General features: G+C 71.7%; 6 protein-coding genes and 1 pseudogene. All 7 read left to right on the top strand.

The window, feature by feature from the left end:
• Positions 1–903, top strand: a pseudogene (locus AC1DWC_RS22540) (hypothetical protein); the annotation flags it as partial.
• 145 nt (positions 904–1048) lie between these two features.
• Positions 1049–2218: an ADP-forming succinate--CoA ligase subunit beta gene (gene sucC / locus AC1DWC_RS22535; protein WP_477836928.1), complete on the top strand. Its 1170-nt coding sequence runs from the start codon at positions 1049–1051 to the stop codon at positions 2216–2218.
• A 15-nt stretch (positions 2219–2233) separates the two neighbouring features.
• On the top strand, positions 2234–3142 hold the full coding sequence (sucD, locus tag AC1DWC_RS22530) for a succinate--CoA ligase subunit alpha (RefSeq protein WP_072842880.1): 909 nt from the start codon (positions 2234–2236) through the stop codon (positions 3140–3142).
• A 176-nt stretch (positions 3143–3318) separates the two neighbouring features.
• Positions 3319–4233, top strand: coding sequence for a DUF5336 domain-containing protein (locus tag AC1DWC_RS22525; RefSeq protein WP_477911615.1), 915 nt, complete (start codon positions 3319–3321; stop codon positions 4231–4233).
• Between the two features lie 111 nt (positions 4234–4344).
• Positions 4345–5835: a cell division protein PerM gene (locus AC1DWC_RS22520; protein WP_477911613.1), complete on the top strand. Its 1491-nt coding sequence runs from the start codon at positions 4345–4347 to the stop codon at positions 5833–5835.
• A gap of 54 nt (positions 5836–5889) precedes the next feature.
• Positions 5890–6531: a phosphoribosylglycinamide formyltransferase gene (gene purN, locus AC1DWC_RS22515; RefSeq protein WP_477911621.1), complete on the top strand. Its 642-nt coding sequence runs from the start codon at positions 5890–5892 to the stop codon at positions 6529–6531.
• The gene (gene purH / locus AC1DWC_RS22510) at positions 6528–8087 is read left to right on the top strand and encodes a bifunctional phosphoribosylaminoimidazolecarboxamide formyltransferase/IMP cyclohydrolase (RefSeq protein WP_477836922.1); all 1560 of its coding nucleotides are present in this window, start codon (positions 6528–6530) and stop codon (positions 8085–8087) included. Before purN ends, purH begins: the two co-directional genes overlap by 4 nt.
• The last annotated feature ends 42 nt before the right edge of the window (positions 8088–8129 follow it).

The following is an 8129-nucleotide window of genomic DNA, read 5'->3' as shown; positions in this document are numbered from 1 at the left end:
GCGCGGGCCCGGCGCGGCCTGGACCGGCTGCTCTCGGGACCGGCGCGGCGATCCGGCGACCCGGTCCTCGGCCGGAAGGCCGCGGAGAGCGCCGCCCGGGCCCGGCTCGACCGACGGCACGCGGTCGCGGGCGTCGTCACCGTGGGGGCCGGGGTGCTCGCCGTGGTCGGCGCGCTGCTGCCGCTGCTCGCGTTGCCTGCCGGCGTGCCCGAGCCGCGCCTGCTGGTCACCAGGCTCGCCCTGGTCGCCGGTGCCACCTTGGTGGTGGCGGGCGCGTGGTTGCTGCTCTCGGAGTTCGCGGCGCTGGTGCGGCCCGCCGTCGGTGTGCTCTGGGCGGCGCAGGTGATGGCGGTGGCCGCCGCGCTGCAGGCCGTGGTCGTCGCGTCGGACCTGCCCGGCGCCGGCCCGGGGCTCGGCGCCGTGGTGCTCGGGCTGTCCGCCGTGGCCGCGACGGTGGCGGGGATCGCGGTCGCGATTGCCGGTTCGGTGGAGCGCGATGGCATCGACACCTCTGCGCCCCCCGAGCCGCGGACGGCGGTGCTGGCGATCGGCGTGCCCGCGGTGCTGGCGTCCGTCGCCGGGTTGGCACTGCCGCTCTACCGCGGCACCGACTTCGGCCCCGCCTCCGTCGCCCAGTGGCCGTGGGGGTGGGACCTGTGGGGACGGGCGCTGCTCGCCGTGGTGGTCGCGACCGCGGTATGGGTGGCGGCCCGGTCGCGGCCGGCGCGGGCGGCCTCGCTGCTGGTCGGGTCGGCAGTGGGTATGGGCATATACCTGATCGGTTGGCCACTGACCAGTGCCCGGGTAGCCGAGCCGGTCGCAGGTCTCGGGGCGGTGGGTGCGATCCTTGGTGTGGTGCTGCTGGGCGCGGCCGCTGTCGTGGCGGTTCGGCCCCGGCGGTAGTGAGCTGCCGCGCACGGGGCTGATCTGGTGAGATATGCCACATACCACCGACGCGGCGGTTGGACCAATGATTCAACTAGATAAAGTCCGAACGGACCCGCTCTTACCCCTCGAGCGGGCGTCAAGCAGACGAGACGGTGAGCAGATGGATCTCTTCGAATACCAGGCGAAGGAACTCTTCGCCAAGCACGGTGTACCGACTTCGGCCGGGCGTGTTACCGACACGGTCGCCGGGGCGCGCGAGATTGCCGAGGAAATCGGCAAGCCGGTGATGGTCAAGGCGCAGGTCAAGGTCGGCGGCCGCGGCAAGGCCGGTGGCGTGAAGTACTCGCCCGACGTTGATGCCGCAGTGGCCAACGCCGAGGCAATCCTGGGCCTGGACATCAAGGGTCACGTCGTCAAGAAGCTGCTGGTCGCCGAGGCCAGTGACATCGCCGAGGAGTACTACATCTCCTTCCTGCTCGACCGCACCAACCGCACCTACCTGGCCATGTGCTCGGTGGAGGGTGGCGTCGAGATCGAGGTCACCGCCGAGGAGAACCCCGACGCCCTCGCCAAGATCGCCGTCGACGCCGTCAAGGGTGTCGACCTGGCGTTCGCGCGTCAGATCGCCGAGGCCGGCAAGCTGCCCGCCGAGGTGCTCGACGCCGCCGCGATCACCATCCAGAAGCTGTGGGAGGTCTTCATCAACGAAGACGCCCTCCTCGTCGAGGTCAACCCCCTCGTCCGCACGCCCGACGACCAGATCCTGGCCCTCGACGGCAAGGTCACCCTGGACGAGAACGCCGCGTTCCGTCAGGCCGGCCACGAGGCCTTCGAGGACCGGGACGCCACCGATCCCCTCGAGCTCAAGGCCAAGGAGAACGACCTCAACTACGTCAAGCTCGACGGCGAGGTCGGCATCATCGGCAACGGCGCGGGTCTGGTCATGTCGACCCTCGACGTCGTCGCGTACGCCGGTGAGAACCACGGCGGCGTCAAGCCCGCCAACTTCCTCGACATCGGCGGCGGCGCCTCGGCAGCGGTCATGGCCGCCGGCCTGGACGTCATCCTGAACGATGCGCAGGTCAAGAGCGTGTTCGTGAACGTCTTCGGCGGCATCACCGCCTGTGACGCGGTCGCCAACGGCATCGTCGGCGCCCTGCAGACCCTGGGTGACGAGGCCAACAAGCCGCTCGTCGTGCGCCTGGACGGAAACAACGTCGAAGAGGGTCGCCGCATCCTCGCCGAGGCCAACCACCCGCTGGTGACGGTCGTCGCAACCATGGACGAGGCCGCCGACAAGGCCGCCGAGCTCGCTCACGCAGCGAAGTAAGGGACTCACAGAACAATGGCAATCTTCCTCACCAAGGACTCCAAGGTCATCGTCCAGGGCATCACCGGCGGCGAGGGCACCAAGCACACCGCCCTGATGCTCAAGGCCGGCACCCAGGTCGTCGGCGGCGTCAACGCCCGCAAGGCCGGCACCACGGTCTCGCACACCGACAAGGACGGCAACGCCGTCGAGCTGCCCGTCTTCGCCACCGTCGAAGAGGCAATGAAGGAGACCGGCGCGGACGTCTCCATCGCGTTCGTCCCCCCGGCCTTCTCGAAGGACGCCATCGTCGAGGCCATCGACGCGGAGATCCCGCTCCTCGTGGTCATCACCGAGGGCATCCCGGTCCAGGACTCCGCATACGCATGGGCGTACAACGAGTCCAAGGGCAAGAAGACCCGCATCATCGGCCCGAACTGCCCCGGCATCATCACGCCGGGCGAGGCCCTGGTCGGCATCACGCCCGCCAACATCGCGGGCACCGGCCCCATCGGCCTGGTCTCCAAGTCGGGCACCCTGACCTACCAGATGATGTACGAGCTGCGTGACTTCGGCTTCTCCACCGCCATCGGCATCGGCGGCGACCCGGTCATCGGCACCACGCACATCGACGCCATCGAGGCGTTCGAGAACGACCCCGACACCAAGGTCATCGTGATGATCGGTGAGATCGGTGGTGACGCCGAGGAGCGTGCGGCCGACTACATCAAGGCCAACGTGACCAAGCCGGTCGTCGGCTACGTCGCGGGCTTCACGGCTCCCGAGGGCAAGACCATGGGCCACGCCGGCGCCATCGTCTCCGGCTCCTCGGGCACCGCGCAGGCCAAGCAGGAGGCCCTCGAGGCCGCCGGCGTGAAGGTCGGCAAGACGCCGTCCGCCACCGCCGCCCTCGCGCGCGAGATCCTGCAGAGCCTGTCCGCCTAGGCTGCTCTGCCCGCCGCCGGCGCTGCCTGCGGCTTGAACACCACTGAAGGGCACCCGAACTCGCGTCTCGCGAACTTGGGTGCCCTTCGGCGTGCTCGGTGACCGAGGCGTCGCGCCCGGATGCGCTAGCGTTCAAGGGGAATCGATTCCGCGTGCGCACACCCCAAGGAGCCGACATGAGTTTCAACCCACCCGGGCCGGGTTACGGCCCGCCCGCACAGCCGTCCGGCGGCCTGGGCTCGAAGGGCATGCCGCACCTGCTGACCCTCGGCGTGCTGGTGCTCGGAATCGTGATCTTCCTGATCGGATTCGCCCCGTTCGCGAAGGTCAGCACCTTCGCGGACACCACCCTGTCGCAGACGTCCTTCGAGGGCGGATACCCGGTGGTCGGGCTCGCGATGCTGCTGCTCGGCGGGCTGCTCGCCGGCCTGTCGCTGCTGCCCGAGCATTCCTACGAGGCGCTCGCCGCGGCGACGTCGCTGGTGGGCTTCGCGGTCTCGCTGTGCTTCCTGTTCTCGCTGTCCGAAGGCGTGTCGCTGGCCTGGGGCGGCATCGTCATCCTGGTCCTCGGCTTCGTGCAGCTGGTGCTGGCGGTCACGGTGGTGCTGTTCGCGCTCGGCCTCCTCAAGGCGCCCGCGCCGCGACCGGTCGGCTACGCCCCGCAGGGCTACGGGCAGCCGCAGGGTTACGGCGAGCAGCAGTACCCGGCCGGCTACGGCCAGCCGCAGGCGTACGGCCAGCAGCAGCCCGGATACCCGCAGCAGCAGTACCCCGGCGGCTACGCCCCCCAGGGTTACGGCCAGCCGCAGGCGCCGCAGGGTTACGGCCAGCCGCAGGCGTACGGCCAGCCGCAGGCCCAGGCGCCGCAGGCCTACAGTGCGGGCTACGGCCAGCAGGCCAACCCCTACGCGCCCACCCCGCCGGCCGCCGGCCAGCAGCAGCCCGGCGGACAGCCGCAGCAGGCCCCGCCCGCCGAGCAGTCCGGTGCCGACAAGCCCGCCGAGACTCCCGACACCGACCAGCCGGCAGGCGGCGCACCGGCGGCGCCGACGCAGGTGTTCGGCGCCGCCACCAAGCCCACCGACGACTGACCCCGACGTCGGGCGCCCCCCSGGTGAACCTGGGGGGCGCCGTCGTGTCGGGCGCCGGAGCGTCGGCGCGCCTGGCCGACGGCCACCGACCCAGATGCCACCCTCGAGGAGATGAGTTCCTTGCTGAGCCGCGACACCGCCCGGAATCAGACTCGGGGGAGGGTGGCCGCACCCCGGCCGACCCCCACCCCGGAACAGGTCCGGGCACTGCTCGGGGTCGCATTCCGGCCGACCGTGCTGGCGCTCGTGATCATCGCGACCTGCGTGCTGGTCACGCTGGTCGCGTCGAACAGTGAGCTGAACGGGACCAGCGGCGCGATCGCGGCGAGCTGGCTGGCCGTGCACCAGGTCCAGCTGACCGTCAGCGGCGTCTCCCTCGGGGTGCTGCCGCTGCTGCCGACCCTGCTGATGGTCTGGGCCTGCGCCAAGGCCTGCGCGCGGACGGTCACCGAGGACAGTCCGTCGTACGAACGCTGGTGGGTGCTCGGCGCAGCACTGTCCGGGCCCCTGCTGGTCACCGCGATCGCGTTGGCCGTGGTGCAGGACGCATCCGAGGTGATCCCGCTGGCGTCGCCGAATGTCCTGGCCGCGTTCGGCTGGGTGCTGGCGGTGCACCTGACCGCCGCGGGGATCGGGATGGGCAGCCGGTTGTGGCGCCCGCTGACCGCACAGCTGCCGGTGCCGGCGTGGGTGTTCGCGGCCGCGCAGCCCGCGCKGCGGGCCGCGATGGCGTTGCTCGCCTCCGGTGCCGCGCTCACCGCCGTCGCGCTGGTCTCGTCCTGGGACACCGTCGGGGCGCTGGTCGCGGCGGGCAACGGCTTCGTCGGCGGACTCGGGCTGACCGTGCTCTCGATCCTGTACCTGCCGAATGTCGTGGTGGGCGCGGTCGCGGTGCTCGTCGGTGCGACCGCGCACGTGGGTACCGCCGCCGTCAGCCTGCTGGAGGTGAGCGGGGGACCGGTGCCGGCGTTGCCGTTGCTGGGCGCGCTGCCGGCCGGGGGTGGCGGGGGCGCGGCGCTCGCGCTGCTGACGGTCCCCGCGGCGATCGGGGTGATGCTCGGCCGCGACTGCGCGGGTGGCGTGTCCTCGTCGCTCGAGGCGGCGCAACGGGCGACGGTCGCCGCCGTGGCGGTGGCGACCGGGCTGGGACTGCTCGCCTTCGCAGGGGGCGGCGACCTCGGCTCCTTCGGGACGGTCGGGGTGGACCTGCCGGCCTTCGTCGGCCTCGTGTTCGCCTGGCTCGGACTGCTGGGCGGGGCGGTCGCGGCGCTGTCGCGGCTGCGCGGGCGCAGGCCGGAACCGGCCGCGACGCAGCCGAAAACCGCGCCTGCACGGCCGGCCCCCGAGCCGATCGCGCTGCCGGTGGCCGAGACGCCGGTGGCGTCCGGCACCGTGATCGAGGCCGAGGTGGTCGGCGAGCCGGTGGCGGCCGAGTCCGCGGCGAAGTCCGTCCCCGCCGCCACCGTGGTCGAGGCGGAGGTGGTCGAGGCCGAGCTGTTCGACGGTGAGGTGCTCGAGGGTGAGGTCGTCGAGGTGGCGCAGGTCACGGCGCCCGAGGATGAGCAGGACCTGCCCGGAGGTGCCCGGCCGGGCAGCGACTAGCATTCACTGCGGCCGGTCACTTCCGGCCGATGGTCCGCACACAGGAGTAGAGCGCTGACAGCCTCGCGTGAGTACTTCCGGCCCGGCGCTTCCACGCCGGCCCGGGTCGTGGTCCTCGCTTCCGGTACCGGAAGCCTGCTGCAGTCGCTGATCGCGGCCGCGGTCGACGACTACCCAGCCCGCATCGTGGCCGTCGGCGTCGACCGGGACTGTGACGCCGCGCTCCACGCGCGCGCCGCCGGCATCGCCGACTTCCGCATCGCGCTGCGCGAGCACGCCGACCGTGCCGACTGGGACCGCGCGCTCACCGAGGCCGTAGAGGCCCATGCCCCGGACCTGATCGTCTCCGCCGGGTTCATGAAGATCCTCGGGCCCGAGTTCCTCGCTCGCTTCGGTGGCCGGATCGTCAACACCCACCCCGCGCTGCTGCCGTCGTTCCCCGGCGCGCACGCGGTGCCCGACGCCCTGGCGTACGGGGTGAAGGTCACCGGGTCGACCGTGCACCTGGTCGACGCCGGCGTCGACACCGGACCCGTGCTGGCGCAGGAAGCGGTGCCGGTCCTCGACGACGACGACGAGGCCTCGCTGCACGAGCGAATCAAGACTGTGGAACGCCGGCTGCTGGTCGAGGTGCTCGCCGCGGTCGCCACCCGAGGTGTTATTTCCGATGGACGAAAGGCCGTGATCCCGAAGTGACCGAACGTAAGGCTGTGCGCCGCGCACTTGTCAGCGTCTACGACAAGACGGGCCTCGTTGAACTGGCCACCGGGCTGCACCAGGCCGGGGTCGAACTGGTCTCGACCGGCTCCACCGCGGCGAAGATCGCCGACGCGGGAATCCCCGTCACGCCGGTCGAGTCGCTCACCGGATTCCCCGAGTGCCTCGAGGGGCGGGTCAAGACCCTGCACCCGCGCGTGCACGCCGGCATCCTCGCCGACACCCGCAAGGAAGACCACCTCGCGCAGCTCGCGGACCTCGGCATCGAGGCCTTCCAGCTGGTGGTGGTGAACCTCTACCCGTTCACCGCGACCGTCGCGTCCGGTGCGACGCCCGACGAGTGCGTCGAGCAGATCGACATCGGCGGACCGTCGATGGTGCGCGCCGCCGCGAAGAACCACCCCTCGGTGGGCGTCGTCGTCGACCCGGCCCGCTACGAGGACGTCCTCGCCGCGGTCGCGGCCGGCGGATTCACCCTGCAGGAGCGCACCGCCCTTGCGGCGCAGGCGTTCCAGCACACAGCGTCCTACGACGTCGCGGTCGCCAGCTGGATGACCTCGACCCTCGTCGCGTCCGACTCCGACACCCAGTTCCCGGAGTGGGCCGGCGCGAGCTGGAACCGCACCGCGGTCCTGCGTTACGGCGAGAACCCGCACCAGGCCGCAGCGCTGTACGAGGACCCGGCGGCCGCCGCGGGACTCGCGCAGGCGAAGCAGTTGCACGGCAAGGAGATGTCGTACAACAACTACACCGACGGTGACGCCGCCTGGCGCGCCGCCTTCGACCACGCCGAGCCCGCGGTCGCGATCATCAAGCACGCCAACCCCTGTGGCATCGCCGTCGGCGCCGACATCGCCGAGGCGCACCGCAAGGCGCACGCCTGCGATCCGGTCAGCGCGTTCGGTGGCGTCATCGCGGCGAACCGCGAGGTGACCGTGGAGATGGCCGAGCAGGTCGCCGACATCTTCACCGAGGTTGTCATCGCGCCGTCCTACGCCCCCGGCGCCGTCGAGGTGCTGGCCCGCAAGAAGAACGTGCGGGTGCTCGAGGCCGCGGTTCCGAACGCGACCGGCGTGGAGCTGCGCCCGATCTCCGGCGGCGCGCTGCTGCAGGAGCGTGACGTGCTCGACGCCGAGGGCGACGACTCGGCCAACTGGACCCTCGTCACCGGTGACGCGGCCGACGCCGCAACCCTGAAGGATCTCGAATTCGCTTGGCGCGCATGCCGTGCCGTGAAGTCCAACGCGATCCTGCTCGCCCACGACGGCGCCTCGGTGGGCGTCGGCATGGGCCAGGTCAACCGTGTCGACTCGGCGCACCTGGCCGTGCAGCGCGCGGGGGACCGGGTCGCCGGTTCGGTGGGCGCCTCGGACGCGTTCTTCCCGTTCCCGGACGGCTTCCAGGTGCTCGCGACCGCGGGCGTCAAGGCGGTCGTGCAGCCGGGTGGTTCGGTTCGTGACAACGAGGTCATCGAGGCCGCCCGCGAGGCCGGCGTCACGATGTACCTGACCGGGGCCCGGCACTTCGCCCACTGACCTGACCGTCAGCCCAACTCGTTCGCCGAGAGGTGCGCGCTC

This window comes from Rhodococcus sp. P4_C10 (assembly GCF_056402135.1).
The sequence above is the reverse complement of the archived record's forward strand: the minus strand, read 5'-3'. Positions and strand labels throughout refer to the sequence as shown.

What these genes read in the sequence shown, in the direction of transcription:
- AC1DWC_RS22525 (WP_477911615.1), top strand. Translation starts at nt 3,319, where the DNA reads ATGAGTTTCAACCCACCCGGGCCGGGTTACGGCCCGCCCGCACAGCCG.
- sucC (WP_477836928.1), top strand. Translation starts at nt 1,049, where the DNA reads ATGGATCTCTTCGAATACCAGGCGAAGGAACTCTTCGCCAAGCACGGT.
- sucD (WP_072842880.1), top strand. Translation starts at nt 2,234, where the DNA reads ATGGCAATCTTCCTCACCAAGGACTCCAAGGTCATCGTCCAGGGCATC.